This is a genomic window from Streptomyces sp. NPDC048182 (assembly GCF_043202555.1).
Classification (GTDB): Bacteria; Actinomycetota; Actinomycetes; order Streptomycetales; family Streptomycetaceae; genus Streptomyces.
Genome location: NZ_JBIDAQ010000005.1, coordinates 67,823 through 94,038, shown reverse-complemented (window position 1 = coordinate 94,038; position 26,216 = coordinate 67,823). Strand labels below are relative to the sequence as shown.

Here is a 26,216-nt window from a genome sequence, read left to right as displayed (position 1 = left end):
ACCGGCCTCGCGCACCCGGCATTTTCCGCACCGCTCGGGTCGCGCACCGGCGCCCCGGTCAGGGTGCGAGGCCGTCCAGGACCTCGGCGGCCAGTCGGTTCGCGTCGTCCACCGTGGCGGTCAACTGCTCCGGCGTGGTGCCGAGTGCGCCGAACAGGGCGTGGGCCCGCGCGGCGAAGTCCCGCGGGGCGGTCGGCAGTCGGCCCGCCGCTTCGACCGCGCCCTTCTCGTTGAGCACCCAGCATCCCGCCTCCGCGTGCAGGGCATGCACGAGCAGGGCCACCGCGCGGGACAGGCAGCCGGCGACGAAGAAGGCGTCGCCCCGGCGCACGCCCTTGCGGGTGGCGGCCAGGATGAACGGCACTTCCCACCGTGCGCCCGCGACCAGCGAAGCCCGGAGCGGGGGCGGGTAGGCCGCCCTGATCTGCTCCCGCAGTGCGGCCAGTTCACCGGTGGGGTCGGCGAGGACGCGTCCCAGGGCCACCTCGCCGGCGTAGGCGTGCGAGTAGACCCCGATCGGGTGGCCCGGCTGGGTGCCCACCTCGAAGCGCCCGTCCCGGCACTGCTGCCAGATCCGGTGCACGCGGTCCAGGTCGCGGTAGATCCAGTCGACCTGGGTCCCCTCGATGGTGAGCCAGGCGCCGCCGTCGACCCAGGGGCCCCAGCCGCCCGGTTCGGTCACCTCGGCCGGGCCGCCGGTCATTTCGCCGGCGAGCAGGCGCAGGGCGGCGGTGTCCAGCGCGGGGCGGTAGTAGAGGCCGAGGTCGGTGTCCGAGTCGGGCCGGTGCGTGCCGCGCGCCCGGCTGCCGCCGAGGCTCACCGCGACGACGCCGTCGACGTCGGCCAGCCGGTCCGCGATCTCCGTCAGTCGGTCCACCGGACGCAGTCTGCCGTACGGGTCCGGCGCGGGCGACCGGTTAAGCCCCTGCCCCTGCCCCTGCCCCCGCTCCCGCCCCCGGTGCCAGGATCACCGGACCCCGGACCCCGGACCCCGGCCCCCGACCCCCGTACCTCCGCCCGCGCCCGCGCGAACACCTCCGCGTCCTCGGCCGTCCCCGCCGTGCGGGCCGGCAGCAGCGGCAGGACCCTGCTGGTGCCGGCCCGGACCGCGGGGTGGCGGCGGGCCGGGGCGGTGAGGCTGTGGTCGGGGCTCGCGTCGAGGAGGAGCAGGCCGGGCCGGGTGCCGTACGCGTCGAGGAGGGCGCGCAGTGCGGGCCACCAGAGGACCGTGGTGGCGAGCTGGCCGGCCCAGAAGGAGGGGCGCCGCGCCTCCTCCGCGCGCACCGGCGCCGCCGTGCGGGTGGACCACAGCTCCGTGTCCGGCGCCCGCAGGGGCAGCGCGGCGAAGGCGGACGCGAAGCGGTCGGCGGCCGGGGCCATCACCGGGCTGTGGAAGGCGTGCGAGGAGCGCAGCGGGCGCACCGTCGTGCCGGCCGCGCGCAGGGCCGCCGCCGTCCGCTCCAGCGCGTCGGACGGACCGGAAAGCACGGTCTGCCTGGGCCCGTTGACGGCAGCCACGGCGACCCCGGGGGCGGCATCGGCCAGCGCAGCCTCGGCCGGGGCGGCGACGGCGAGCATGCCGCCCCGCCCGCCGGCCGCCAGCACCGCACCGCGCGCGGCGAGGATCCCGGCCGCCTCCCCGGGCGTGAACACCCCCGCCAGGCAGGCCGCCGCCAACTCGCCGACGCTGTGCCCGAGCAGCAGGTCGGGCACGCCGCCGAGGGCCCTGCCCAGCGCGTGGCCGACCGCGAAGAGCAGCGGCTGCGCGACGGCGGCCTCGTCGAGGGAGAGGGCGGGGGAGGGGGACAGGGCGGGGGAGGGGGACAGGGCGGGGGAGGAAGACAGGGCGGGATCGGGCGCCGGGCGCAGCCAGGCGTCCCGCAGTTGCTCACCCTCCCCGCCGAAGGAGCCGAGCGTGCCGAGCAGTTCGTCCACCGCCGACGTGAACACCGCGTCGCGGCCGAGCAGTCCGGCCGCCATGCGCTCGCGCTGCGCGCCCTGCCCGGGCAGCAGCAACAGGACGCGGCGGCGGTGCGGGTACGGGTGCGGGTCCCTCGGGTCCATGGCCCGAGCCTCGGACCGCCCGCTGGAGTCCCCCTGGAGCGGGGACCGGTCTCCAGCGGTCCTCCAGTTGCTTATTCTAAAAAGAAGGAACATTCTTGTTGGAAGACGCCCGGCCGGGACACCCCGGCCGGCGCCCGATCTCTGGAGGACCCGTGTCCGGGAACCCGTCCCCAGCCGGACCGAGCACGGCGGGAACGTCCCGTCTCGCCCGCACCAGCACCCTCGTCGCCGTCGGCCTCGTCGCGCTGCAGGCCGTCATGGTGATCCTGCTGGCCTGGCCCAACGCCCGCCTGGCCCCGCGTGACGTCCCCATCGCCGTGGCCGGCCCCGCCCAGGCGACCGCCGGCCTGCGGCAGACTTTGGAGAAGCGCGCCCCCGACGCCTTCGAGGTGCACGTCGTCGCCGACGAGGCCGCCGCCCGCGGGGAGATCCACGACCGCGAGGTCTACGGCGCTCTGGTGGTCGGCGCCGGCGCCCCCAAGCTGCTCACCGCCTCCGCGGCCAGCGTGCCCGTCTCCCAGCTGCTCACCGCCCTCGCCGGGGAGGCCGCGCAGGGGCAGCCGGTCAAGGTCGAGGACGTCGTGGCCGCCCCCGAGGGCGACCCGCGCGGCACCGGCTACGCGGCCGGTTTCCTGCCGCTGATCATGACCGCGATGGCCGGCGGCATCCTGCTCACCGTCGCCGTCCGCGCGGTGTCCTGGCAGCTGTCCGGCGCGGTGGTCTTCGCCCTGCTCGCCGGCCTCGGCTCCACCGCCCTCTTCCAGGGCTGGATCGACGTCATCGACGGGCCCTACCTGCTCAACTCCCTGGCACTGAGCCTGATGATGCTGGCGATCAGCGGCACCATCATCGGCGCGCACGCCGTCTTCGGGGTGGCCGGCACGGTGACCGGAGCCTTCCTGATGTTCCTGGTCGGCAACCCGCTGTCCGGCGCCGCCGCCGGACCCGAGATGCTGCCGCAGCCCTGGGGCACCTTCGGCCAGTACCTCCCGCCGGGCGCGGGAAGCCATCTGCTGCGCTCGGTCGCCTTCTTCGACGGCAACGACGTCGCCCACCCCCTCACCGTCCTGTTCGGCTGGGTCGTGCTCGCCGGGCTGCTCGCCGCCACCGGCCTGTGGCTGCGCCGGGAGAGCGAGGCGCCCGCCGCCCCGGCCGGGGGCACCGAGGGCTCCGGCGTGCCGCGTCCGGTCTCCAGCCGTCCTCCAGCCGGCGACTCCAGGGTGTGACGGGCAGCAGACCGCTGTCCCCCGCCCGAGGAGTGCGCCGGGCGGTGCCCCGAGGGGTGCCCCCGACTCCGCCCGTGCGACGCGTTCCCTCCCAGCCGTCGCACGGGCGGGCCCGCCGTTTCGCGGGCCGGCGCGGCGGGGGACGGGGAGGGGCGGGCTGCGGCCCGTCCGTCCCGCCGCGCCGAGAGACAGGGATCCGCATGACCCTCACCCCCGCCCCGACCGCCGCCACCCCGGTGACCGACGCCGTGCTCTACGCCCGCGTCCAGCACTTCTACGCCCGCCAGATGCAGGCCCTCGACAACGGCGACCTGGTGGCCTACGCGGACAGCTTCACCGAGGACGGCAGCTTCCGGCACACGCCGGACGCGCCCGCCGCCAAGGGACGCGCGAGCATCCTCGCCGAGCTGCGCGCCTTCTCCGAGCGCTTCTCCGGCCCGGTGCGCCGCCGCCACCACTTCAACCAGATCGTCCTCGACGCCCTGCCCGACGGCGGCTTCACCACCGCCGTCTACGCCCTCATCGTGCGCATCGCCCCCGGGGAGCGCCCGGAGATCTGGCCGCACTGCGTCGTGCGCGACGTCCTGGCCGTGGACGGCGACACGGTAGCCGTCCGCTCCCGGACCATCGACTACGACGAGCGGGTCTGAGCCGCACCCGTACACACCCGAGCCGGCCGGCCCCTTCAAGGGACCGGCCGGCTCACGTACGCGCACCACCCCGGCGTCAGCGCGGAGCCGCGGCCAACTCGTCCTCCGGGCTGGCCCACACGCTGAAGGTGCCCCGGTGGTACAGCACCGGCCGGCGGGCGAAGCACTCGGCGCCCTCCACCCGCGCGATGAACACCCAGTGGTCCCCGGCCTCGAGCACCTGCGTCACCACGCACTCGGCGTGCGCGAGGGCGCCGTCGAGCACCGGCGCCCCGCCCGCGAGCGCGGAGGGGCGCCAGGCGAGCCCGGCGAACTTGCGCTCCGAGCGCCCCGCGAAGACCAGCGCGGTCTCCTCGGCGCCCTCGGCGAGCACGTTCACGACGAAGGACCGCGCGTGCAGCAGCGCGGGCAGGGTCTGCGAGCGGCGGTCCGCGCAGACCAGCAGCAGCGGCGGCTCGGCCGACACGGCGGAGATCGCGTTGCAGGTGAAGCCGCGTGGTACGCCCTCGGCGTCCACCGCCGTGACGACGGTGACCGCCGTGGGGAAGGAACCGAACAGGCTCCGGAAGGTCGCCGTGTCCACTGCCATGCTGTTCACCGCCCTGTCCGGGCCGGGCCGCTCCCGGCTCCTGCCGACGAGGCTGGCGCCGGGGTCTGGAAGCCGACTGGACGAGCACTGGAGACCTGGCGAAAGCCTTCCGTCGGCTAGGAGGCGTCCGCTTCCCGCGCCGTCCCCGCCGCCTGGGGGACATCGTCGCGCGTGACCGTGCGGGACCGGGTCAGCAGGCCGCCGGGGGCGCGTACCAGGACGTCGTCGACCGAGGCGGCGGGCTGGAGCTCGTGCGGGTCGCCCGGGCGGGTGACGCCGATGGTGGCGAGGTAGCGGGTGTGGATCTCGCCCCCGGGCCCGGTACGGGCCGTCAGCATGCCGAACCAGTGCCGCGGGCGCCCGGCGCCGGCCTGTTCCGCCTCCGCCCGCTGGCCCTTGGCGATGGCCTCCCGGCCGTGCAGCTCCACCTCGGTGCCGGCCAGGCTCAGGACGCCGTCCTCGGTGAAGGTGCGGGCGAAACCGTCCGGGTCGCCCTCGTCGAGGAGCCGCATCTGCCGGGCGTAGAAGGACTGGACGGCCACATACAGGCCGGCGTCGGCCTCGGTGTGCCCCGCCGGGCCCGGCTCGCCGCACCAGTGGCGCAGTACGCCGGGCAGCTCCGGGTCGGCGGGCCGCCGGCCGGTCCAGGCGAGGTAGCCGTCCGGGCGGACCAGGGCGAGGGCCGCGCGGCGCAGCCCCTTGGGGCGCAGCAGGGCCGGTACCACGTGCACGCGGTCCGCCCAGGGCGCGGCGGCGCGTTCGGTCGCGGCGGTGTCCGGCGTGACCGGGCCCCCGGCCGCCATGCCCCCGTCGCCGTAGCCGTCCCCGTCCCCGGACGCGCCGCTCGGCCGGGCCCCGGCGAAGTCGAGGAGCACGTACCGCCCGTCGCCCAGCACCTCGTACAGCCGCCCGGCGGGCAGCCCTGCGGTGGACGCGACGGACGTGTCCGGCATCCGGTCGCCGGGCCGCAGCACCGAGCGCCGGCGCGGGACCCCGCCCGGCGGCTGCCGCACCCGCAGCTCGGCCGCCGCCTCGCCCGCGAAGCGCTGCACGGCCGGCAGCGCGAGCAGCCCCTCCAGGGCGGCGACCCGCAGCGCCCGGTGCGGGCCGCTCATCGCGACCGTCGTGCGGGTGGCGAGGTCGCTGGTGCGGATGACCTGCGCGGCCACCGGGCGGCGCTCGCGCTCGTAGGAGTCGAGCAGCCACGGCGGCGCCCAGCCCCGCACCTGCGCGGCCAGCCGCCAGCCGAGCCCGATGCCGTCCTGGACGCCGGTGTTGAGGCCCTGGCCGCCCAGCGGCGAGTGCACGTGCGCCGCGTCGCCGGCCAGCAGCACCCGGCCCGCGCGGTAGCGGGTGGCGAGCCGGCGGTGCACCTGGAAGCGGGAGAGCCAGCGCGCGTCGTGCGGCCCGGCGTCGAAGCCGAGGGTCCTCTCCAGGAGTTCGGCGAACTCCGGCAGCTCCAGCGGGTCGCGGCCGTAGCGCTGGTGCCGGTTGGCCACCGCCACCCGGTAGTAGCCGTCGCCGTAGGCCACGGTGACCACGATGCCGTCCCGGCAGGGCCGCAGCAGCAGGTCGGCGCGCGGCTCGCTGCGCAGCCGGACGTCGGCGAGGACGATGGCGAAGTCGTACGTCGAGCCGGGGAAGCCGATGCCGGTCAGCATCCGCACGCTGCTGTTGGCGCCGTCGCACCCCGCCACCCACTCCGAGCGGTGCGCGTACTCCCCGTCGGGGCCGCGCACCTGGAGGGTGACCCCGTGCTCGTCCTGGGCGAGGCCGCGCACCTCGTGGCCGCGCAGCACGCGCACGCCCAGGTCCAGGGCCCGCTCCTGGAGCAGTTCCTCGGTGCGGCTCTGCGGGATGACGTCCAGGAAGGGGAAGCGGCTGTCGGTGCGGGCGATGTCCACGGACTTCGAGGCGCTCAGGTGCAGCCGGTCCACCCGCAACCCGGCGCGGACGAACTCCCGTGCCCCGCCCGCGAGGTCGAGCAGCTCCAGGGAGCGCGGATACAGGGCCAGGGCCCGGGACTCGCGGGAGGTCTCGGCGCGCGACTCCAGCACCGTGCACTCCACGCCGGCCGAGGCGAGGGCCACGGAGAGCGCGAGGCCGGCGGGCCCGGCGCCGACGACGGTGACGGGGCGGTCGGCGGCTCGCGAGGAAGGGACAGGGGGCATGATGGCGCACCTTTCTGTCGTACGGCCTTGCTTCCGGCCTACCCCTTCCGTACCAAAGAAGTCCTCACGTGTTGAACTCTGCGCAGGTTGATTTTAAGGTTCAACCACGACCGGATCGGTGTGTCGTACACCGGTCCTGCGCGGGGCGCTGGGACGGCGCCCCGGGGAAGACGAGGTGACAGGGATGACGACCCAGAACGACCGCCCGGCCGGCCGCCGCACCGGGCGCCGGCCCGGCACCAGTGAGAGCCGCGACACCATTCTGCGCGCCGCTCGTCAGCGCTTCGCCGAGCACGGCTACGACGGCGTCTCGCTGCGCTCGGTCGCCAAGACCGCCGAGGTGGACCCGGCGCTCGTCGTGTACTTCTTCGAGAGCAAGGAGGGCCTGTTCACCGCCGCGATGCGGGACGCGCTGCCGCCCGAGACGCTGCTCGACGAGGTGCTCGCCGGGCCGGTGGAGGAGTGCGGGCAGCGCCTGGTGGCCGCCTTCCTGCAGCGCTGGGAGACCGAGCCGACCCGCGACAAGCTGCGCAGCATCCTGCGCTCGGCCGTCTCGCACGCCGCCTCCGCCGAGGTGGTGCGCGGCTTCATCGCCGAGGAGGTCCTCGACCCGCTCGCCAAGACCCTGGGCGGCGACAACCCCCGGGTGCGCGCCGGCCTGGTCGGCTCCCAGCTCATCGGCCTCGCCCTGACCCGCTACGTGATCGAGATCGACCCCCTGGCCGGCGTCGACGCCGCCCACCTCGCCCGCGTGGTCGGCCCGACGGTCCAGCGGTACCTGACCGGCGAACTGCCTTAGAGTGCGGTGCCCCCGAAGCGCAAGGAGCAGGCCCGTGTCCGTCCCGCCCCCCGAGGCCCTGACCGACCCGGCGTTCCTCGCCTGGGCCCGCCGCGTCTGCGAGGACCTGTGGCTCGGGCCCGGGCCCGGGCTCGGACCCGGTGAGGCCGACCCCTCCGACCCCTCCGGCTCCTCCGACGACGACCTGCTGGTCTTCCTGTGGCAGACCTTCGCCGGCAACGGCGAGGTCCCGTCGGACCGCGTCGCGCCGCTGGTGCAGCGGCGCAGGATCGAACTGGCCGGGCACTACATGCGCCACTTCGTCGCGGAGGCACGCCGGGAGACCGGTCTGGCCATCGAGGAGGCGATGTCCGCCACCCCGCCGGACGACCTGGAACCGACCGGCCTGACCCAGGTCGGCAACCTCGCCGTCCAGGGCGTCCGCCGGGCGGACATCGCCCGCGACACCGCCGAGGCGGTGCGGGACTACGTGATGGCGCGCCACCGGACGGTCTGGCCGGTGTGCCCCACGCACCGCCTCGGCCACCACCCGGTCCTGGTGGACGGCACCCCGCAGTGGGAGTGCTCTGCGGGCGGGCACCGCACACCGATGCTGCCGGCGGCCGGCTGACCGACCGGACCTCCGGCTCCCCGCACCGGCCGGCTCAGGTCTGCGGCAGCCCCGAGCGGTCGGTGAGGAGGGCGCGGAGCTGGGCGCGGAAGGCGTCCGGGGCGGCGTCCGGCAGCAGGGCGGTCTGCAGGACGAAGCCCTGCACCGTGCCCATCAGCACCGCCGCGGCGCCCTCAGGCGACAGCTCCGGCGGCAGCAGCCCGCGCGCCTGCTGCTCCGCCACGCTCCGCGACAGCAGCTCGCGCAGCCGGCCGAACATCTCCACGCCGACCGCCGCGAGCGCGGGGGCGCGCAGGCTCTCGCCCCACACCGTCAGCACCAGGCGAGCCACGTCCTGTTCGGCGTGCAGGCGCTCGACGGTGGCGAGGAGCCGGTCCAGGGTCTCCGGCAGGCTGCGCGGTTCCCCGCTCGGCAGCGCCTCCTCGAAGGCGCGGGCCAGGTCGTCCAGGGCGTAGGCGGCGATGGCCGCGATGATCTCGTCCTTGCCGCTGAAGTAGCCGTAGACGGCCCCGGCCGACAGGCCGGACTCGCCCAGGATGTCCTGCATCGAGGTGGCGTGGAAACCGTTGCGGATGAAGCACAGGCGGGCCGCGTCGAGGATCTGGCGGCGCCTGGCTTCCCGGTGTGCTTGCGTGACGCGCGGCATGCGGGACCTGTCGTGCTCGGGGCGGGGGGTTCAGGGCCTGCCGGACGGCCCGGGTGAGACTCTGGTGCGGTCCAGGATGTCAGATCCGGGCCGGCGCCACCGGCGGCGCCGAGGCCCACACGGCGGCGGCCGTGTCGAAGCGCAGCGCCACATGGCTGCCGGCCGTGTGCACGTCCCGCCAGATCCGCTCCAGCGGCTCGTCCCGGGACTGGCCCCGGGTGCCGGCGGCGGCTTGGAGCGTGTCGACGGACCGCAGCAGCAGCTCCACCGCGAGCGCGCAGTCCCGCCCGGCCCGGGCCACCAGCCCGGCCCCCTCCTCGGCACCGCCCTCCGCCCCGGCAGCGCTTTCCGGCCCGGCACCGCCCTGCGGTCCGGCACCGCCCTGCGGTCCGGCACCGCCCTGCGGCGCAGTTCCGGCTGCCTGCGTCACGGCACCACCCTCCGCCCCGGCCGCGCTCTCCGGCCCGGCACCGCCCTCCCCGAGGCCGGCCGCCAGCAGGTCGGCGATGCGGGCCGCCCGGCCCAGCAGCAGCGCCCCCGCGTCGGCTAGCCCGGCGGCGCGGGCCAGCGCCTCGGCGGGCGCCGTGGAGCCGGTACGCCGGTCGGGGAGGCGCAGCCGCTCGCAGGAGGCCAGCGCGGCGCGCGCGGCGCCGAGCAGCGGGGCGGCGAAGGTGAGGCCGTTGATGGCCCGCAGCGGCAGCCGGTGGACGCCCTCGGGGGAGTGGGCGCCCTCACCGGCGTACATCTCGGCGCGGCCGAAGGCGCGGTAGCCCGGCACGAAGACGTCCCGCAGCACCAGCGAGTGGCTGCCGGTGGCGCGCATGCCGACGGTGCGCCAGCTCTCCTCGACGGTGTACTGGTCGCGGGGGACGGCGAAGAAGCGCGCCGGCGGCCCGTCCTTGGCCGGGGCCGGCCCGACCACGAGCGCCCAGTCGGAGTGCTCGATGCCGCTGGTGTACGGCCAGACGCCGTCCAGCACCCACCCGTCCGCCACCGGCCGCGCGCCACCGCTCGGCGCGAGGGCGCTCACGATCCGGGTCTCCGGCCCCTTCGCCCACACCTCCTGCTGCCCCTCGACCGGCAGGTACGCCGCGAACCGCGCGGTGTAGGCCCACAACGAGCCGATCCACGCGGCCGAGACGCACCCGGCGCCCAGCGTGGCGACGGCCTCGGTGAACTCGGCGAAGGACACGTCCTCGCCGCCCCAGCGGCCCGGCACGAAGCGGCGGCTGAACCCCGCCTCGCGCACGGCCTCGGCGACCTCGCCGGGCAGCCGCCCGGCCAGATCCGCCTCCCGCGCGTGCCGCGCGGCGGTCTCGGCGGCGGCACGGGCCGCCGTCAGAAAGGGACTGTTCGCCGCCATCGCAGCGCCTCCAGAGGCTCGTCGGGCTCGTCCACGGAAACGGGCACGCACGTCGCGCCCCGCCCGCGCCACGCTCCGGCCCCTCACTGGAGAAGCACTCGACGCCCGGTCCGGGCCCCGGGGTCAGGACCGGGACGGCTCGCCGTCGGACAGGACCCGCCGGTGGCGGATCGTCCAGCCCGTCCCCGGCGTACGCAGCAGGACGTCCTCCCAGATCCCGACGCGGACGATGCGCGGGGGTTCGCCGGACAGGGTGTGGACGACCGTCATGGTGGACCGGGTGCGCACCTGCTCCTCCGGCGACTCCGGGTCCGGCGTCACGATGAGCATGCTCATCAGGTGGCGCCGGCGTATGCCCCCCGCCCGCAGGTCGTCCTGGGCCTGCTGGAGCCGGGCGATCACCTCGGCGCGGCCCCGGAGCGGCGCGGGCAGCACCGGCGTCTCGAAGACGGCGTCCTCGGCGAAGCCCCGCTGCCACACCTCCGCCACCCCGTCGTCGGCGGCCTGCATGTGCTCGGCGTAGAACTGGGTGACCTCCAGGTACAGCTCGGCGGAGACCCCGTGGTGGGTGGTCGTGGTCATGCGTGAACGCTCCTCAGGGCGAAGGACGAGGGGTGGGGGTGCGGCGGAGAGAGGAAGACGGAGAGAAGAAGACGGAGAGAAGAAGACGGGGCGAGGGACGACGGCGGCCCCCGCCCGCCACATCAGGCCGACTTCAGCCGGAGGTCCATCGAGAGCGGACTGTCCGTGGCGACGGGCGCGTCGAGGGCCGGGTCGCAGGCGAGGACGGCCTGATGCAGCCGGCACATCCGGGGCGACGGCTCAAGACCCAGCTCCTCGCTGAGCACCTGCCGCAGCCGCCGGTAGGCGGTGAGTGCCTGCGCGGAGCGCCCGGAGCGGTACAGCGCGACCATCAGCTGCGCGTGGAGGTTCTCGTGCACCGGGTGCTGGGTGGTCAGGGCCCGCAGTTCCTGGAGCAGTTCGTGGTGGCGGCCGAGGCGCAGATCGGCCTCGATCCGCTGCTCCAGCACGGTCAGCCGGTACTCCTCCAGGCCCACCACGTGCGCCTGGAGCACCGGCCCGATGGTCAGCCCCGACAGCGTGGGCCCGCGCCACACCGACAGCGCCTCGGCGAGCAGCGCCGAGCCCCGCCGGTCGTCGCCGGTGGCGAGCAGCGCCCGCGCCCGGCGCACCCGGTCGTCGAAGACCTGGGTGTCGAGCTGACCGGGCAGCACCGCGATCCGGTACCCCCGGTCCTGCGTCTGGAGCAGCCGCTTGGCCCCGGCACGGCCGCCGGAGTCCGGGCAGCGCGCGAGCGACCTGCGCAGATGCATGACGTACGTCTGGAGCGTCGAGCGGGCGCTCTCCGGCGGGTTGCTCTCCCACAGCTCCTCGACGCAGGTGTGCACCGACACCAGGCTGTTGGGGACGGCCAGTAACAGGGCCAGTAGCTGACGTTGCTTGGGAGCGGTCGGCGTGAGCGAGATCTCACCGCTCGACATGGTCAAGGGTCCGAGCATTCCGAATTGCACAGCGTCCTCCCAGTGGCTGCTTCCCGTCGCTCGCGCCCCGTCCTGCCTCGCGGACGCACGTGGGCCGCGAGGAGGGGAGAAGGGACACGGAGGCGGTATGTGAGTTGGTTGCCCGGCCGCCCCGGTCGGTTGACAGTCCTGGCCGATAATTTCTGCACGCGCTGACATACTGGCCGCAGTCGAGCCACCAGAAGGTGGCGTGCGATCCGGAAGGGGTCAGCGGATGACGGGGGTCGGGAATCGGCGGGCGGCGCACTGCGACGCCGAGCCGCGGGCGGTGTCGCCCGGACGAAGAGGGGCCGGTGGGCTGCGGGACCGGGCGCATCGGGGGCCTTGCGGCGGTCGGCCGGGTACGCCCCGCGCGCCGCGCGAACCGCAGGACCCGGAGCGGGAGTCGGTGCTGGTCCTCCTCTTCGAGTCCCAGTACGTGAGACTGCTCCGGCTGGCCCGGTTGCTGGGAGCGGATCAGGAGGCCGAGGACATCGTGTCCGAAGCCTTCTGTCAACTGCACGGCAGATGGGGTGACCTGCGGTCACCCGAGGCCGCCGCCCAGTACCTGCGCTCAATCGTGGTCAATCTCACACGCATGCGGCTGCGCCACCTCCAGGTCGTCCGCGGACACGTCCCGGACGCCCCCGGAGTGGCCGCCTCCGCCGAGCAGAACGCCCTCGCGGGCCACGACCGCCTGCGTCTGGTCGCCGCCCTGCGTCAACTCCCGCGCCGGCAGCGGGAGGCCCTGGTCCTGCGCTACTGGATGGACCTGCGCGAGGCGGAGATAGCGGCGACGATGGGAGTCTCGGCCGGCGCGGTCAAGACGCACGTCTACCGCGGCATGCGCTCCCTGGCCCGCCTCCTGCGGGGCGGCCACGTCTGACCCGGCGGGTGCGGGCGGTGCTCGGCGTGTGCCGCCCGCACCAAGGAGACCACCCCCGGCGCGATCCTCGCCGCCGGGGGTGGTCACGGTCGCCGCGTCAGTGCCCCGACCCGGCCTTCGGTTCGGCGGTCGGGCTGTGGCCCGGGCGCCAGCCCGCCGTGCCGGTCGACTTGGCCGTCAGGGACTGGGCCGTCGTCGGGAGGGTCCAGTTCTGGGCGCCCGAGCCGTTGCAGGTGTAGAGCTGGAGCTGGGTGCCTGTCGTGGCCGAGCTGCCCGGGTCGTCCAGGCAGAGGTTGGACTGGGGATTGACCAGCGAGTTGTTCGCACCGGCCCGCCACTGCTGGCTGCCCGTGCCGTTGCAGGTCCACAGCCGGACGTGCGTGCCGTTGGTCGTACCGCCGTTGTCCACGTCCAGGCACTTGCCGAGCGAGCGCAGGGAGCCGTCCGCGGCGACCGTCCAGTCCTGGGCGTAGGTGGCGTTGCAGGTCCAGATCTGGGTGGACGTGCCGTCGGCCGTACCCGAGTTGGCGACGTCGACGCAGAGCTTGCCGCCACCCGAGGCGGGGACCCCGGAGACGACCGGGCCTACGCGCGGGATGGCCGGGGCGGCCGTGCCCCCGTCGTACGAGGGAGGCGCGGCCGAAGCCCCGCTCGCCCAGGACGTGTTGGCCGTCGTGCCCAGCGTGAAGTCCAGCGTGCCGCCCGCCGTCAGGGCGGAGGTCGGCGCGTAGGCGTTGTTCCACGCCGCGCCGTTCCAGGCCGCGGACTGCACGTAGGGCGCGTTGTCGGCGGCCCCGTTGCCGTTGATCGTCAGCTTCTTGCCCGAGGGCAGGGTGATCACGGCCTGGGTGAAGAGCGGCGAGCCCAGCGCCAGGTCGGCGGTGCCCGGGGTCTGCGGGTACATGCCGAGCGCGGAGAACACGTACCAGGCGCTCATGGCACCGAGGTCGTCGTTGCCGTCGGCCAGGCCGCCCGGGGTCGCCGACCAGATCTGCTGCTGGACGGCCCGCACCGTGCCCTGCGTCTTCCAGGGCTGGCCGGTGTAGTCGTACTCCCAGGGCAGCTCGATGCTCGGCTCGTTGCCCACCCAGGCGTAGCCGTTGGCGCCGGTGTAGCTGCGCAGCACGGTGTCCAGGTAGTGGTTCATGGCGGTGTTGCCGCCCTTGGCGCGGGCGAGACCCCGGATGTTGAAGGGCACCATGCCGGTGTAGATCCAGGAGTCCGCCTCGACCATGTCCGTGCCGCTCGTCGGATCGAAGCCGCCCGTCCAGGTGCCGTTGGCGTTGCGCGGCTCGACGAAGCCGGACGCCGGGTTGAGGACATTGCGCCAGTTCTGCGCGCGCGCCGCGTACTTGCTCTGGTTCGCGGTGTCGCCGAGCGAGCCGGCGAGGGCCGAGAGGGCGAAGTCCGCGGTGTTGTACTCCAGGGTGGTGGCGACCGGGCCGTAGAAGTTGCAGCAGCCGTACGAGCCGTTGTGCGGCATGTAGCCGGGGGAGTCCAGGTAGTTCAGGCCGGGCCGGTCGTTGTTCGCCTTGGACGCCTGGGCGACCAGGCCCCGCAGCGTCTCGGCGGTGTCGAACTGCCGGGCGCCGAAGGCGTGGTAGTCGGCGATGATCGCGGCGGCCGGGTCACCGACCATCACGTACGACTCGCCGTTGTTCTCCGACCACTTGGGGAAGATCCCGGTCTGCCGGTAGTCGTCCAGCATCGACTGGGCGGTGTCGGAGGCCGCCTGCGGGTCGACCAACGCCTCCAGTTGGGCCTGGGAGCGGTAGATGTCCCAGCCGGAGTAGTTCCCGTACGCCGCCCGGTGACCGGAGTCGACGGTGTGCACCCGGCCGTCGAAGCCCGGATACTGCCCGTCGGTGTCGCTGATGACGTTCGGGTGCAGCAGCGAGTGGTAGAGCGCGGTGTAGAACTGCTGCTGCTGCGCGGCCGTGCCGCCGCCGATCTGCACCCGCCCCAGCTCGGCGTTCCAGGCGCCCTGGGCGGCGTTCCGGGTGGCGTCGAAGTCCCAGCCGGCGTTCTCCGCCGCGCGGTTGGCCTTGGCGCCCGCGACGGAGACGTAGGAGACGCCGACCTTCGCCTGCACCACCGGGTGCTTGGTGGCGTCGAAGGTGACGTAGCCGTTGTTCGCGGCGGCCCGGGGCGTCGCCGCCGGGTCAGCGGCGGCGGGCTTGCCGTGCAGCACGGGGTGGTTGGCCTTCTCGGCCGCGTTCTTGCCCGCCCCCTGCCCGGTCCGCTCGCGCAGGGTCGGCGCCGCGGCCGGGGTGCCGCTGGTGGTGAAGGGCTGGTCGAAGACCATGTCGAAGTAGACGGTGTAGGTGTTCCCCGCCCCGCAGAACCGGCCGCTGGTCACCTGCCCGCTGACCTCGGTGTCGGACACCTTGGTGAACTGCGTGTTGCTCGCGCCGTTCTGGCTGCCGGTGAGCTTGAAGACCAGGTTGGCCTGGGTGGTGGACGGGAAGGAGAAGCGCGCCATGCCGCTGCGCTTCGTCGCCGTCAGCTCGGTGGTGACCTTGTTGTCCAGGCCCACCTTGTAACTCCCCGCCGACGCCGACTCGTTGGCGTGGCTGAAGCCGACGGTGGCCCGGGTGTCCACCGCGCCCACGGTGGGCAGCACGGGCACGTCGCCGGCCGCCCCGCAGCCGGGCCCCGCGATGTGGGTCAGGCTGAAGCCGGTGATCGACTTGTCGTTGTACTCGTACCCGCCGCCGGGCGGCCGCGAGGGCGTGTCCGGGCTCCACTGCACCATGCCGAAGGGGGCGTCGGCGCCGGGGAAGTCGTTGGCCTGGTTCGAGGTGCCGATGAAGGGGTTGACCAGGGTGGCCGGCGCCGCGACCAGCGCGGCCGGCCGGGGTGCCGCGGCGGCCGGGCCGGCGAGCTGGGTCGCCGCCAGCGCGCCGGCGGCCAGAACGCCGGCGCCGAGAGCGGCGGTCGACCGTAGGGGGCGTCTCATGCGTGGCATGTCCGTGGTGCCTCCTCGTGCGGGGGATGGACACCTGTGCTGACAACGTTGTCAAACAACGTTGTCAGTCGAGCGGAGCGCACAGGTGCTGAGGGGCGGGTTCGGGGGGAACGTAGCCACTTGCCGCGTACGCGTCAACGACATGCGCAGAGAAAGACATGCGCGGAGAAAGGAGATGAGGCCCGGGGGCTCCACTTGCTACGGTGCGCCGATGTCCGAGATCAGGCAGGTCCAGGTCACCTTCGACTGCGCCGACCCCGAGCGCGTCGCCCGCTTCTGGTGCGAGGTGCTGGGATACGTCGTCCCGCCGCCCCCCGAGGGCTTCGCCTCATGGGCCGCGTACGACCGCTCGCTCCCGCCCGACCGGCAGGGCGCGGCGTTCGCCTGCGGCGACCCCACCGGCGCAGGGTCGCGGCTGTTCTTCCAGCGCGTCCCCGAGGGCAAGGCCGTCAAGAACCGGGTGCACCTCGACGTCCGGGTCGGCACCGGCCTCGTCGGCGAGGAGCGCCTCGCCGCGCTCCGGGCGGAGAGCGAGCGGCTGGTCGCGCTGGGCGCGGTGCAGGACACCGTGCTGCTCGCCGACGAGTACGACGAGTCGTGCATCGTCATGCGCGACGTCGAGGGCAACGAGTTCTGCCTCGACTGAGAAGGCGACCTCAGAGGCCGAGGAGGCGCTCGGCGTTGCGGTGGGCGATGTCGTGCTGGGCGTCGACGGAGAGGCCGGAGCCGGTGAGGAAGGCGCGGGCTCCGGCGTTGCCGACGAACGGGTAGTCCACCGAGTGGATCATGCGGTCGGTGCCGAGGAGGTCAGTGCAGAAGCGCAGGTGGGGGGCGGTGAACATGCCGCTGGGGGTGTAGTAGCTGTTCTGGCGGACGTACTCGCCGATGGTGCGGTCGAGTCCCGTTGCCTTGCGCGGCAGGGCCTCGTCGAGGCGGTCCAGGTACCAGGGCACCGCCTCGCCCCAGTGCCCGAGGATGAACTGCAGCTCGGGGTAGCGGTCGAAGACGCCGCTGAGCACCAGGTGGACGAAGTGGACGCCGGACTCGTTGTGCCAGCCCCACGCCGCGGTCGCGAACCGGGTGGCGACCACCTCGCCGAGACCGGCCTCGTAGTTGTCGGCGGCGGTGGCGCGGGTCGGCGGCGCGGGGTGGAGGTAGACCGGCACCCGCAGCTCGGCCGCGGTGCGCAGGATCGGGTCGAAGCGCTCGGCGGAGAGGAACTCGCCGTCGGTACGGCCGTGGATGAGGGTGCCGACGTGGCCCAGCTCGGTCACCGCGCGCCGCAGCTCGTCCGGCGCGTGCTCGGGGGCAGTGGTGGGCAGCGACGCGAAGGCGGCGAACCGGTCGGGGTGGCGCTCGCGGGCGGCCGCGAGGCGGTCGTTGACGTCGCGGACCAGCTCCGGCGCCACGTCGGCGGGCAGGTACTGGGTGGTGAGGTTGGACAGCACCTGCAGGTCGATGCCGTCGGCGTCCATGGCGGCGAGCCGCCCCTCGTCGAGGTCTTCGAGGACCTCGGCCGACGGGCTGTAGGGCAGGCCGCTCGCCGGGGCGTAGGACGCGCCGAAGCCGGGGCTCACCTCCGCCGTCCGGGCGGCGGACGCCTTGGCGACACCGGCGTGCAGCGTGTGTTCCTCGATCGTGATCAGTCTCATCGTGCTCCTCGGCCTCTCTCTAGAGCTCCGGTTCTCGACCGCGTCTCCAGTGCTCCAGTGTTCGACCCGCCGAGCGATAGGGCCAACCGAAAGATACGATCGATCGATCAGCGGAAGTGATGGATGAGAGGCGGGCGGCCGATGGAGCTGCGGCACCTGCGCTACTTCGTCGCCGTCGCCGACGAGCGGCACTTCGGCCGGGCCGCCGGCCGGCTGCATGTCACCCAGTCCACCCTCAGCGGCCAGGTGCAGGCCCTGGAGCGCGAGGTGGGCGGGCTCCTGTTCAGCCGGACGAGTCGCCGTGTCGAGCTGACCGAGGCCGGCGAGCAGTTGCTGCCCGAGGCCCGCCGCGCCCTGGCGCAGGCCGACCGGGCCCTGGAGACCGCCCGGTGGTCGGTGCGCGGCGAGACGGGCGCGGTGCGGATCGGCTTCTCCGGCGTCGCGGTCCTCCAGGGCGTCCTGCCCGAGGACATGCGCGCCTTCCGCCGGACGCGCCCCCGCGTCGACCTCACCCTGACGGAGCTGGCGCCCGCCGCCCAGCTCCGGGGAGTGCGCGACGGCGTGCTCGACATCGGCTACTGCCCCGACCTCGGCGTCGGCGACACCGACGGCCTGCACGTCGTCCGCCGGGCACCCATCCGGCTGTCCGTCGCCCTGCGCTCCGACCACGACCTGGCCTCCGCCGACGAGGTGGCCCTCGCCGACCTGCGGGCCCACGACCTCATCGTCTTCGCCGGCCGCGAGGAGGACGAGACCGTCGTGCCCCGGCTCTGGCCCGCCCCCGAGGAGGACCCCTCGCGGCTCCGCCTGGTCGGCAGCACCCTCGGCGTCCTCGCCCTCGCCTCGGCGGGCGTGGGCGTGGCTCTCGTCCCCACGGCCACGGAGCGCATCACCCTCCCGGACCTCACCTACCGTCCCTTGCGCGACGCGCCGACGGGCCCGGACGTGCTGGTCGTGGGCCGCCAGGACGAGACCTCGGGAGCGGTCCGCGCCTATCTGGCCGCGGTCTCCGCACCGTGACAAGGTCGCTGCCGGACCGCCCGGACACCGGTGGTGATCGGCAGTCACCGGCGGCCACCGCTAGTCGAAGCGGGCCACCGTGTCCATGCCCGCGTCGCGCAGGGTGCGGTGGACGGCCGGGCGGGCGCCGTGGATGGTGACCGCGGCCGGGTCGGGGGCCCGGGTGACCGCGCGCAGCAGGCCGAAGGCGCAGGCCAGGTCGATGCGCTCCAGCGCGCTCATCTCCAGGATCCACGATCCGGTACGGCGCAGCCGGGGGTCGAGGAGCAGCTCCTCGAGCAGGCGCAGCGCGTGCGCGTCCAGGACGCCGGTGAAGGCCAGGTCGGCGTGGGTGGCGTCGGCCTCGGCGATCCGGACGGGGGCGGGATCGGTGGTCACGGGAGCCTCCCTGTGCCCTGTGCTGCGCGGTTTCGTCCCCATTGTCGCGCGCTTCGGCCCCATCGGCGAAGGAATATCGCCGGACGAACCGGCGCTGTGCCCTGCACAGTGCGGCAGCGCGTCGAAGGGCTGGTGAGCACATGGTGGCCGAGGAGACGGCGGAACAGCGGACGGGCCCGGTGGTCAGGACCCCGTACGGGTCCGTGCGCGGCGCCTACGAGGCGGACGGCGTCGCCGCCTTCCGGGGCATCCCGTACGCCGCCCCGCCCGTCGGAGAGCACCGCTTCCGCCCGCCCGTGCCGCCCACGCCCTGGACCGGTGTCCGCGACGCGCTCGCCTTCGGCCCGACCGCCCCGAAGCCGCCGTACTCCGACGCCTTCGCCCGCTACCTCTCCGACCCCGCCGTCCCCGGCGACGACTGCCTCAACCTCAACGTCTGGACGCCCGAGCCCGCCCCCGGCGCCCGCCTCCCCGTCCTGGTCTGGCTGCACGGCGGCGCCCTGACCAGGGGCTCCTCCGCCGTCCCCGTCTACGACGGCCGCACCTTCGCCCGCGACGGCGTCGTGTTCGTCTCGGTCAACTACCGGCTCGGCGTGGAGGGTTACGGCCTCTTCCCGGACGCCCCCGCCAACGCCGGGCTGCGCGACCAGATCGCCGCCCTGGAGTGGGTGCGCGACGCCATCTCCGCCTTCGGCGGCGACCCCGACCAGGTCACCGTCGCCGGGCAGTCCGCCGGCGCCATCAGCGTGGGCGCGCTGCTCGCCGCCCCGCAGGCCCAGGGCCTGGTCCGGCGCGCCGTGCTCCAGAGCGGCGCCCCCGAGGTCGCCGAGCGCGACAAGGTACGGCGCATGGTGCGCCGCATGGCCGCCCGCCTCAAGATCCCCGCCACGGCGCACGCCTTCGCCGCCGCCGACCGCGCCGCGCTGCTGCGCGCCCAGGCGGAGGTCGGCCGGTTCAGCAGCCCGGTGCTCGGCGGCCCCGCCTTCGGCCTCGTGGTCGACGGTGACGTGGTGCCGCGCGACCCGCTGGCGGCCCTGCTCGCCGGGGACGCGGCCCGGGACGTCGACCTCATGATGGGCTGGACCAGCGACGAGTACCGCCTCTGGCTCGTCCCCGGCGGCCTCCTCGACCGCGTCGACCGCCTCGGCGGCGTCGCCCTCGCCGGGGCCCGCGCCCGCTGCCACTGCGGTACGGACGTCGTGCGCGGCTACCGCGCCCTGCACCCCCGCGCCGGTACGGCCGAGACGGTCGGCCAGCTCGTCACCGACCACCTGCTCCGCGTGCCGCTGCACCGCCTGGCCGACGCGCGCCCCGGCTCGTCCTACGTCTACGAGTTCGCCTGGCCGTCGAACCTCCCCGACCTCGGCGCCTGCCACGCCCTGGAGCTGGGCTTCGTCTTCGACACCGGGACCGTCGCCGACTCGCGCAAGCTCGCCGGGGACGACGCCCCGCAGTCCCTGGCCGACGCGATGCACGGGGCGTGGGTCGCCTTCGCCGCCGGCGGTTCGCCCGGCTGGGAGGCGTGGGACGCCGGCACGCATCCGGTGCGGGTCTTCGACGGGGGCCCGGAGCGGGTTCAGTACGGGCCGCGGGACGGCGAGTTGGCGCTCTGGTCGGCCGAGCCCCTCGCGCGCTCGCTGTCCTGGCGCGCGTGGCCCTCACGGGCGGCCTGAGCCTCGGCGGTCAGACGGTCGGACTGGGCGCGGCCCAGGGCGCCGACCCGCCTGAAGTACGTGCGAATGGTGGCGAGTTCACCGTCGTCGAAGGTCGCGAGCAGGTCGTCGTAGGCGTTGCCCGGGGCCTCCCAGGCGTCGCCGAGCCCGGACAGGGCGCCGGGGGCGAGGGCGACCAGGGTGCGGCGGCGGTCGGCCGGATCGGCCCGGCGCTCCACCAGACCGGCCTTGGTGAGGCGGTCGACCAGGCGGGTCGCGGAACCGGGGGTCAGCCCGGTCAGGGCGGCGATCTGGCCAGTGGTGAGCGGCTCGGGCTCCAGGTCCAGGAGGTTGAGGCACTGCACGTCGGTCGGGTGCAGGCCGAGCCGGTCGGCCATCTTCTGGTTGAACAGCGTCCAGGAGGCGTAGTGCCGCCGGGACTCGTCGGCGACCTGCCTCAGCAGCTCCTCGCGGTCGGACATGCCGCACCTCTCGGTATTAGCTTGCGTGACACACATATTGCGCCGCACACTATGTGCGTACCGCCCATCTTACGACCCTGCAAAGGACTTCGCTCCCATGACGATCCTCGTCACCGGCGCCCGCGGCCGCGTCGCCCGCACCCTCATCGACCTCCTGGTCCGCCAGGGCACCCACCCCGTCCGCGCCGCCTCCAGCAAACCCGAGGCACTGGCGCTGCCGACCGGCGTCACCACGGTGCCGTGCACACTCTCCGACCCGGCCACCTTCCCGGCCGCGCTCGCCGGAGTGGACCAGGTCTTCCTCTACGCCGCCGAGTCCCAGGCCGACGCGTTCGTCGCGCAGGCCGCCGAGGCGGGCGTACGGCACATCGTGCTGCTCTCGTCCTCGTCGGTCCTCGCGCCCGGCGCCGCAGACGACCCCCTCGCCGCGCACCACGCCACCGTCGAGAACGCCCTCGCGGCCGGGCCCGTCCCCGCGACGTTCCTGCGCCCGGGCGACTTCGCCGGCAACGCCCTCCAGTGGTCGCACGCCCTCACGGCGACGGGGCGGGTCGACCTGCCCTACCCGGAGTCACAGGGCGCCCCGCTCCACGAGACGGACCTCGCGGAGGCTGCGCTGGCTGTACTCAACGCCCCTGCGGAGCACGGCACTCGGGCCTTCCACCTCACCGGCCCGTACACCCTCACGCTGCGCGAACAGGTCGCCCACATCGCCCTGGCCACGGGCCGCCCCCTCGGCGTCAACGCGGTCAGCCGCGAGGCGTGGAAGCGGGGGGTCGCCGGATATGTGCCGGACGAGTTCGCGGAGGCGTTGCTCGACATGTGGCAGGGCAATGTGGACGCGCCGGTGGGGACGACGTCCACGGTGGAGGCGCTCACTGGCCACCCGGCCCGGGCGTTCGCCCGGTGGGCCGAGGAGCACGCGGCGGACTTCCGCTAGGAGAGGGGGGTGAGGAAGGCGGTCCAGGCGGCGGGGGTGACGGTGAGGTGGGGGGCGGTGGTGTTCTTGGAGTCGCGGATGTGGATCGCGGTGGAGTGGGCGGCTACTTCCACGCACTGGCCGCCTTCGTCACTGCTGTAGCTGGACTTGCGCCAGTGGTAGGCGACTTCGAGGCAGTTGCCGCCTTCGCTGCCGCTGTAGCTCGACTTGAACCACGTATGTGTGGTGCCGCTCATGCCTCTCCCAGAAGACGGTCCAACAGGTCCCTCGAGTCCTCGGGGGTGAGGGCCTGTGACCGCAGCATTGCACACTTCTGAGTCAAGATTGCCACCTCATCGGGGTCAGCGATCAGTTGACTTCCGCGCTGGTTCTCCGTGTAAGCGAGCCGCTGGTGGTCAGGGGTCTCCAGCAGGACGAACGGGCCGTCGAGGGACGCGTGGCTTGTCCGGGTCAGAGGGAGGACTTGCAGCATGAGATTGGGCAGCTCCGAGCACGCTTGCAGGTAGCGGAGCTGCTCACGCCGGACCTCCTGTCCACCGATCGGCGCCCGCAGTACCGGCTCCCACAGGACGAAGCAGGTCATGGGCGGCTCCGCACGGTGCAGGATCGCCTGGCGGTCCACACGCCCCTCTACCAACAGGGCGACGGTGTCCTCGTCGTAGACGGGCACCCGGCTGCGGAACACGGCCCACTGATACGCCTCCGTCTGAAGCAGGCCGGGCAGCACCTGGTTCTCGTAGGAGGAGATCGCGATGGCCTCCTGCTCCCTGTCGACGAACTCCTCGGCCCACAACGGAATCATGTCCGATTCCGGCATCTCGCTCACCGCAACGGCTAACGCACCGCCGGTCTGCAGGAACTCGTCCAACCGCTCGGCCAGATCCGGCTTCAGCGGGCGTCGGCCCTGCTCGATGGACGCGATCAACTGCTCGCTGATGGCGAAGTGCTCGGCCAACGACCGCTGCGTATAGCCAGCCTTGTGCCGATACAGGGCGAGCAACGAGCCCACCATCTTCATCGCGGAGGCGTTCCTCCGTGCCTTGGTACCCATGCGGTTGAACTCCCCACCGGCGCCCGTACCTTCACCGTCGCGCACCCGTACAGACGTGATGTACGGGTGCGCGCACTGTCCCATCATGACCACGCAGCGTGATTCTCGTCACGTGAACACCCAAACTCCACCCCCGTCACCCCGCGAGCGCTTCTACCGCAGGGAGCGCCAGTCCATCCCCGCCGCCCGCGCCTTCGCGCGAGAGGCCCTGTCGGCGTGGGAGGTGGACGGCCGGGCCGACGACGTACTGCTGTGCGTGAGCGAACTGACGACCAACGCGCTGCTGCACGGCGTCCCGCCCGGCCGCGGCTTCCTGCTGCGGCTGCTGCCGTACGGCGACGGCGACGGCGTGCGCGTGGAGGTGCACGACAGCGGTGACGGCGTACCGGCGGTGCCGCAGGCGCGGGGCAGGGAGCCCGGCGAGAGCGGACGCGGGCTGCTGCTGGTGTCGGAGCTGGCGGACAAGTGGGGGGTGGGGGAGCGCAGCCCCGGCAAGGTGGTGTGGTGCGAGTTCAGCGCGGCGGCGCGGCCAGCACCCGGGCGACTGAACTGATCTCCGCCGGCCGGATCCGGCAGCACCCGCCGATCACCGAAGCCCCGGCCTCCCGCCACCGCCGCACCGCGTCCGGCGTGAAGCTGGACCGCCCCGACCAGCGGCGCGCCCCCGCGTCCCAACTCTCCCCGCTGTTGGGATAGACGACGACCGGCTTGCCGGTGACGCGGGCGGCGAGGGCGACGGCGTGGTCGGCGTCGGCGGGGGCGCAGCAGTTGACGCCGACGGCGATGATCTCGTCCGCGTCGGCGGCGAGGGCGAAGGCGTCGGCGAGGGGCTGCCCGGCGCGGGTGCGGTCGCCCGCGACGGTGTAGGAGAGCCAGGCGGGGACGCCGAGCCCACGCACGGCGCGCAGCAGGGCCGCCGCCTCGTCGGCGTCGGGGACGGTCTCCAGGGCCAGCACATCGGGCGCGGCGGCGGCGAGGGCCTCCAGGCGGGGCCGGTGGAATCGTTCGAGTTCGGCGCGGGTGAGGCCGTAGCGCCCCCGGTACTCGGAGCCGTCGGCGAGCATGGCGCCGTAGGGCCCCGCGGAGGCGGCGACGTAGCGGGGCCGGTTGGTGGGCGGCGCGAGGCGCGCGGCCTCGCGGGCGAGGGCGACGCTGCGGGCGAGCAGCTCGGCGGCGCGGTCGTGGCCGATGCCGCGCTGGGCGAAGCCCTGGAAGGTGGCCTGGTAGCTGGCGGTGATGACGACGTCCGCGCCCGCCGCGAAGTAGGCGAGGTGCGCGGCGAGGACGGCCTCGGGATCGTCCGCGAGCAGCCGGGCCGACCAGAGCGCGTCGCTCAGGTCGTACCCGGCCGACTCCAGCTGGTTGGACAGACCGCCGTCGAGGACGAGGGGACGGCCGGAGGCGAGGGCGGCGGCCAGATCGCTGGGCATACCCCGACGCTACCCCGACAGCCGGCGGACGCATTCGCCCGCCGCTCAGCCCTGGAGGCGCTGCCGCATCTGGGTCAGGCGGCGGTCGTGGTGGAAGTGGTACCAGGTCATCCAGCCCATGAAGACGATCGCGAAGGCGAGGTACAGGCCGCCGGCGGTGGCCGAACTGGTGGCGAACATCAGGGCGGCCGTGCCGAAGAAGATCACGGCCAGCAGCGGCAGCGCCCACCACCGGTTGCGGCGCAGCTTCCGCTGACGGGAGTCGACGAGCACCGCCAGCTCGTGGCGCTGCTCCTGGTCCTGCGGCGGCTCCTTGCCCTTGAGGATCTGCCGTTCGAGCCCGGGGATGTCGTTCTGGGGGGCTCCCGTGAGCCGGGCGTCGTGCTTGCGGCGCCGGCGGATCAGGAACACCCACCACGCGGCGAATCCGACCGCTCCGACGACGGCGGACGGCCAGGCCGACATGCCGTTCATGACGAGTCGGACCGCCACGCCCACGATCAGCGCGATCAGGCCGACGGCCCACAGACTGTCCCGCCACTTGCGCTTGGGCCGAGTGGGCCTCGTCTCGTGCCGTTCAACGGTGGTCATCGTCACCTTCCGGGTCGGTCCGCCGGGTGAGCGTCCCGATACCCCGTGCGCAAGCCAAATCACCGACAGGCGGCGGCTGTTACGTGCAGCTTGACGCTTCCGGAAGGCTCGAAGGGGCTCCCGGCCCGCGGCTCCTGCTCGCAGACCTGCCCGTGGACGCCGGAAAGGTCTTGCTCAGCAACCTTGCCGTCGCTCCCGAACACCTCGATGAAACGGCTGTTGTACCCCTTCTTGAGCAGGGTGTAATACGCGCCCTCAAAACTCTGCTTCGTGACCCGGGGCGTCTTGAGTGCCGCGACGTGCGCATTCCAGCGGGTTGGGCACTTCTCCTCATACGTTACGGCCCCAAGATCGACCGAGTCCGGAGCTTTTCCCTTTCTGGACAAGCAAAAGCGCCAGAATTCCAGATGCTGCAGATCGACGGTGCGACCGAGGTCTGTGGCGTCTCGAACTGAGAAGCCGACGTTGTTCTTGATCTCGCTGCGAATCTTTGCCGTCAGGCTGTCGGGACGCAGGGCCGCCGTAGTGCTGTGAGTCGGCGCGGTCTGTTTGTCAGCCGCAGCATGGCTCGAGCACCCGACGCCCAAGACGGTCATCGCCAATGCCCACCCTGCGACGCCGCGCTTGAGTTTGATTCCCAACATTTCATCCTCTGTAAAGGTCGGACAATGAGGAGCAGGCAGATTCGGTGATCTGCCTGCTCCTCAGCGCCTGATCGGATCAGGCCCAGGCGTGCTCCGGGACATCGGTGTTCGGGTTGCAGCCGGAGTCCCACTTGATGCCGCCGGTCGCGGAGCCCTGGAAGTCACCCAGGCAGGACCAGAGGGCGAGCGGGGTCCCCTCGGCGATCTCCAGGTCGACCTTGCGGGTCGTGCCGGCACCGTCATGGTTCCAGTAGTAGTAGGTGCTGGCTGCACTGCCGTAGCTCAGAACGCCGATTCCGGAGTGGCCGTCAGACTTCAGGTCGTAGATGCTGAAGATCTCACCGTAGGCCTTGAAGGCAGCCTTGGCCGGGATGTCCCCGCCGACGGGTCGCGCGTAGGCGACTCCGTCCTGGCTGACCGCTTCGCTGTTCACCGCGGCCCCGACGGTGAAGGCGATGGCCGCCGCGCCGACGCTGAAAGCCTTGACGATCCTGTTCATTCTTCTCTCCCGAGAGTGGGGATTGCCGCGAGGAATTGGCAATACGTGAAGGGTGGCCACTCGGTGGGGGGAGCACGTCGGTGAGAGTCCCTTTGGAAGGAACTCTGACGGTGCGGCAGGTGGCGGCGGTGGAGACTGTAAGCAAATTGTAGGTGCCCTGTCAACTCATCCCTTCGGGCTTCCACGTTCAAGTCGTCAATAAGTGCTTCCCAACTTGGGCTGCAAAAAGGGCACTTGACGTCCCATCTGCCTGACGTCCCGTCAATGAGATGAAGTTGTGATCGTCGGCAACATCACGGAATGTCCCTCTTCGGGGAGAAGTGATGATGATCTAATGATCACGTCAACGACGAGGGTGTTTCGGCGTGTTCTGGCCGCCACCCAC

General features: G+C 73.5%; 28 protein-coding genes. 10 read left to right on the top strand and 18 right to left on the bottom strand.

From position 1 onward, the window contains the following. Positions 1-58: 58 nt before the first annotated feature. Both ACGFZL_RS11795 and ACGFZL_RS11790 read right to left on the bottom strand, forming a co-directional pair. A complete protein-coding gene (locus ACGFZL_RS11795; protein ID WP_393690689.1) occupies positions 59-877 on the bottom strand; it encodes a nucleotidyltransferase domain-containing protein in 819 nt (272 codons plus the stop codon). Further along, complete coding sequence (locus ACGFZL_RS11790) at positions 865-2,064, bottom strand: acyltransferase domain-containing protein (protein WP_393690687.1); 1,200 nt, start codon at positions 2,062-2,064, stop codon at positions 865-867. The genes ACGFZL_RS11795 and ACGFZL_RS11790 overlap by 13 nt, the downstream gene beginning before the upstream one ends. A 152-nt stretch (positions 2,065-2,216) precedes the next feature. Here ACGFZL_RS11790 and ACGFZL_RS11785 point away from each other — a divergent pair, with 152 nt between their 5' ends. Both ACGFZL_RS11785 and ACGFZL_RS11780 read left to right on the top strand, forming a co-directional pair. Continuing rightward, positions 2,217-3,290 (top strand): ABC transporter permease, encoded by a 1,074-nt coding sequence (locus ACGFZL_RS11785; protein ID WP_355170948.1) that lies wholly within the window; start codon positions 2,217-2,219, stop codon positions 3,288-3,290. A gap of 200 nt (positions 3,291-3,490) precedes the next feature. Then, positions 3,491-3,940 (top strand): nuclear transport factor 2 family protein, encoded by a 450-nt coding sequence (locus ACGFZL_RS11780; RefSeq protein ID WP_393690684.1) that lies wholly within the window; start codon positions 3,491-3,493, stop codon positions 3,938-3,940. A gap of 76 nt (positions 3,941-4,016) precedes the next feature. On the opposite strand, the gene ACGFZL_RS11775 is transcribed toward ACGFZL_RS11780, so the two are convergent. Both ACGFZL_RS11775 and ACGFZL_RS11770 read right to left on the bottom strand, forming a co-directional pair. Beyond that, entirely contained in the window at positions 4,017-4,529 is a 513-nt protein-coding gene (locus tag ACGFZL_RS11775; protein ID WP_355170952.1) for a flavin reductase family protein, read from the bottom strand. Between the two features lie 116 nt (positions 4,530-4,645). After that, positions 4,646-6,700, bottom strand: coding sequence for an FAD-dependent monooxygenase (locus tag ACGFZL_RS11770; RefSeq protein WP_393690681.1), 2,055 nt, complete (start codon positions 6,698-6,700; stop codon positions 4,646-4,648). A gap of 184 nt (positions 6,701-6,884) precedes the next feature. Here ACGFZL_RS11770 and ACGFZL_RS11765 point away from each other — a divergent pair, with 184 nt between their 5' ends. Together ACGFZL_RS11765 and ACGFZL_RS11760 are read left to right on the top strand one after the other, a co-directional pair. Continuing rightward, positions 6,885-7,499 carry a TetR family transcriptional regulator gene (locus ACGFZL_RS11765; RefSeq protein WP_393690679.1) on the top strand — a complete coding sequence of 205 codons (615 nt, stop codon included), beginning with the start codon at positions 6,885-6,887 and terminating at the stop codon, positions 7,497-7,499. A gap of 34 nt (positions 7,500-7,533) precedes the next feature. Further along, positions 7,534-8,109, top strand: coding sequence for a hypothetical protein (locus ACGFZL_RS11760; RefSeq protein WP_393690678.1), 576 nt, complete (start codon positions 7,534-7,536; stop codon positions 8,107-8,109). A gap of 34 nt (positions 8,110-8,143) precedes the next feature. Here ACGFZL_RS11760 and ACGFZL_RS11755 read toward each other — a convergent pair whose 3' ends face one another. From ACGFZL_RS11755 to ACGFZL_RS11740, 4 genes are all read right to left on the bottom strand, one after another. Next, complete coding sequence (locus tag ACGFZL_RS11755) at positions 8,144-8,755, bottom strand: TetR/AcrR family transcriptional regulator (RefSeq protein ID WP_355170960.1); 612 nt, start codon at positions 8,753-8,755, stop codon at positions 8,144-8,146. Positions 8,756-8,834: 79 nt separating this feature from the next. Then, on the bottom strand, positions 8,835-10,118 hold the full coding sequence (locus ACGFZL_RS11750) for an acyl-CoA dehydrogenase family protein (RefSeq protein WP_393690677.1): 1,284 nt from the start codon (positions 10,116-10,118) through the stop codon (positions 8,835-8,837). A 123-nt stretch (positions 10,119-10,241) separates the two neighbouring features. Continuing rightward, entirely contained in the window at positions 10,242-10,700 is a 459-nt protein-coding gene (locus ACGFZL_RS11745; protein ID WP_393690676.1) for a nuclear transport factor 2 family protein, read from the bottom strand. Positions 10,701-10,822: 122 nt separating this feature from the next. Beyond that, on the bottom strand, positions 10,823-11,620 hold the full coding sequence (locus ACGFZL_RS11740) for an AfsR/SARP family transcriptional regulator (protein ID WP_355171122.1): 798 nt from the start codon (positions 11,618-11,620) through the stop codon (positions 10,823-10,825). Between the two features lie 427 nt (positions 11,621-12,047). On the opposite strand from ACGFZL_RS11740, the gene ACGFZL_RS11735 reads away from it, so the two are divergent. Next, positions 12,048-12,524, top strand: a complete 477-nt coding sequence (locus tag ACGFZL_RS11735) for a sigma-70 family RNA polymerase sigma factor (RefSeq protein WP_355170966.1) — start codon at positions 12,048-12,050, stop codon at positions 12,522-12,524. A gap of 97 nt (positions 12,525-12,621) precedes the next feature. Here ACGFZL_RS11735 and ACGFZL_RS11730 read toward each other — a convergent pair whose 3' ends face one another. Further along, complete coding sequence (locus ACGFZL_RS11730) at positions 12,622-15,492, bottom strand: lectin (RefSeq protein WP_393690675.1); 2,871 nt, start codon at positions 15,490-15,492, stop codon at positions 12,622-12,624. A gap of 211 nt (positions 15,493-15,703) precedes the next feature. Between ACGFZL_RS11730 and ACGFZL_RS11725 the strand changes: the two genes are divergently transcribed. Continuing rightward, positions 15,704-16,138, top strand: coding sequence for a VOC family protein (locus ACGFZL_RS11725; protein WP_393690674.1), 435 nt, complete (start codon positions 15,704-15,706; stop codon positions 16,136-16,138). 10 nt (positions 16,139-16,148) lie between these two features. On the opposite strand, the gene ACGFZL_RS11720 is transcribed toward ACGFZL_RS11725, so the two are convergent. Then, positions 16,149-17,144 (bottom strand): amidohydrolase family protein, encoded by a 996-nt coding sequence (locus ACGFZL_RS11720; RefSeq protein WP_393690673.1) that lies wholly within the window; start codon positions 17,142-17,144, stop codon positions 16,149-16,151. A 141-nt stretch (positions 17,145-17,285) separates the two neighbouring features. Here ACGFZL_RS11720 and ACGFZL_RS11715 point away from each other — a divergent pair, with 141 nt between their 5' ends. After that, positions 17,286-18,164, top strand: coding sequence for a LysR substrate-binding domain-containing protein (locus ACGFZL_RS11715; RefSeq protein ID WP_393690672.1), 879 nt, complete (start codon positions 17,286-17,288; stop codon positions 18,162-18,164). A 60-nt stretch (positions 18,165-18,224) separates the two neighbouring features. On the opposite strand, the gene ACGFZL_RS11710 is transcribed toward ACGFZL_RS11715, so the two are convergent. Continuing rightward, positions 18,225-18,542, bottom strand: coding sequence for an STAS domain-containing protein (locus ACGFZL_RS11710; RefSeq protein ID WP_355170976.1), 318 nt, complete (start codon positions 18,540-18,542; stop codon positions 18,225-18,227). Positions 18,543-18,682: 140 nt separating this feature from the next. On the opposite strand from ACGFZL_RS11710, the gene ACGFZL_RS11705 reads away from it, so the two are divergent. Next, positions 18,683-20,215, top strand: coding sequence for a carboxylesterase/lipase family protein (locus tag ACGFZL_RS11705; protein WP_393690671.1), 1,533 nt, complete (start codon positions 18,683-18,685; stop codon positions 20,213-20,215). Here the strand turns inward: ACGFZL_RS11705 and ACGFZL_RS11700 are convergent. After that, on the bottom strand, positions 20,119-20,676 hold the full coding sequence (locus tag ACGFZL_RS11700; RefSeq protein ID WP_393690670.1) for a MarR family winged helix-turn-helix transcriptional regulator: 558 nt from the start codon (positions 20,674-20,676) through the stop codon (positions 20,119-20,121). The genes ACGFZL_RS11705 and ACGFZL_RS11700 overlap by 97 nt on opposite strands. Before the next feature lie 97 nt (positions 20,677-20,773). Between ACGFZL_RS11700 and ACGFZL_RS11695 the strand changes: the two genes are divergently transcribed. After that, on the top strand, positions 20,774-21,616 hold the full coding sequence (locus ACGFZL_RS11695; RefSeq protein ID WP_393690669.1) for an SDR family oxidoreductase: 843 nt from the start codon (positions 20,774-20,776) through the stop codon (positions 21,614-21,616). On the opposite strand, the gene ACGFZL_RS11690 is transcribed toward ACGFZL_RS11695, so the two are convergent. Together ACGFZL_RS11690 and ACGFZL_RS11685 are read right to left on the bottom strand one after the other, a co-directional pair. Further along, entirely contained in the window at positions 21,613-21,852 is a 240-nt protein-coding gene (locus tag ACGFZL_RS11690; protein ID WP_393690668.1) for a DUF397 domain-containing protein, read from the bottom strand. The genes ACGFZL_RS11695 and ACGFZL_RS11690 overlap by 4 nt on opposite strands. After that, entirely contained in the window at positions 21,849-22,667 is an 819-nt protein-coding gene (locus ACGFZL_RS11685; protein ID WP_393690667.1) for a helix-turn-helix domain-containing protein, read from the bottom strand. The genes ACGFZL_RS11690 and ACGFZL_RS11685 overlap by 4 nt, the downstream gene beginning before the upstream one ends. A 112-nt stretch (positions 22,668-22,779) precedes the next feature. On the opposite strand from ACGFZL_RS11685, the gene ACGFZL_RS11680 reads away from it, so the two are divergent. Then, positions 22,780-23,220 (top strand): ATP-binding protein, encoded by a 441-nt coding sequence (locus ACGFZL_RS11680; protein ID WP_393691221.1) that lies wholly within the window; start codon positions 22,780-22,782, stop codon positions 23,218-23,220. Here the strand turns inward: ACGFZL_RS11680 and mmuM are convergent. From mmuM to ACGFZL_RS11660, 4 genes are all read right to left on the bottom strand, one after another. Then, positions 23,180-24,097 carry a homocysteine S-methyltransferase gene (mmuM, locus tag ACGFZL_RS11675; RefSeq protein ID WP_393690666.1) on the bottom strand — a complete coding sequence of 306 codons (918 nt, stop codon included), beginning with the start codon at positions 24,095-24,097 and terminating at the stop codon, positions 23,180-23,182. The genes ACGFZL_RS11680 and mmuM overlap by 41 nt on opposite strands. Before the next feature lie 45 nt (positions 24,098-24,142). Then, positions 24,143-24,688 carry a hypothetical protein gene (locus tag ACGFZL_RS11670; protein WP_393690665.1) on the bottom strand — a complete coding sequence of 182 codons (546 nt, stop codon included), beginning with the start codon at positions 24,686-24,688 and terminating at the stop codon, positions 24,143-24,145. 59 nt (positions 24,689-24,747) lie between these two features. Further along, positions 24,748-25,332 (bottom strand): hypothetical protein, encoded by a 585-nt coding sequence (locus ACGFZL_RS11665; RefSeq protein ID WP_393690664.1) that lies wholly within the window; start codon positions 25,330-25,332, stop codon positions 24,748-24,750. A gap of 76 nt (positions 25,333-25,408) precedes the next feature. Beyond that, the gene (locus tag ACGFZL_RS11660; protein WP_393690663.1) at positions 25,409-25,831 is read right to left on the bottom strand and encodes a hypothetical protein; all 423 of its coding nucleotides are present in this window, start codon (positions 25,829-25,831) and stop codon (positions 25,409-25,411) included. Positions 25,832-26,216 lie beyond the last annotated feature (385 nt).